This window comes from Faecalibacterium sp. DFI.5.82, assembly GCF_029076575.1.
GTDB classification, from domain to species: domain Bacteria; phylum Bacillota; class Clostridia; order Oscillospirales; family Ruminococcaceae; genus Faecalibacterium; species Faecalibacterium duncaniae.
The window spans coordinates 1-295 of record NZ_JARFIS010000910.1; the positions used below are offsets into that span (position 1 = coordinate 1).

The following is a 295-nucleotide window of genomic DNA, read 5'->3' on the forward strand; positions in this document are numbered from 1 at the left end:
ATGGTCTGCCGCCCGGGGTCAAGCCGGAGGTTATACAGGGTGTCCTGCGGCTGCAGGGTTGGCTGGTGCAGAGTCAGATGGAGCAGGAAACCGCCATCGTTCTCACGGCGGCACTCGTAGGCGAACTAGTCGTCCGGGCTGTGCTGGTCCAGCCGGTCGAAGCAGTCGTCCAGCGGCAGGTCAGTGCGGAATTCGGAAAGGCCGCTGTGGCCATACTGGCTGCGGCGGGCGTTTTCCCGCCGGGTGAGCAGAAAAACGATGCAGCCCAGGGCGGCCGCCAGCAGGATGAGTGAGA

Annotated in this window: 1 protein-coding gene; it reads left to right on the forward strand. The window is 64.7% G+C overall.

Annotation, left to right across the window (positions count from 1 at the left end; translation table 11 throughout):
* A partial coding sequence (locus P0G09_RS19450) for a hypothetical protein (protein ID WP_275253496.1) occupies positions 1-293 on the forward strand: 293 nt, incomplete at its 5' end.
* Between the last annotated feature and the right edge of the window lie 2 nt (positions 294-295).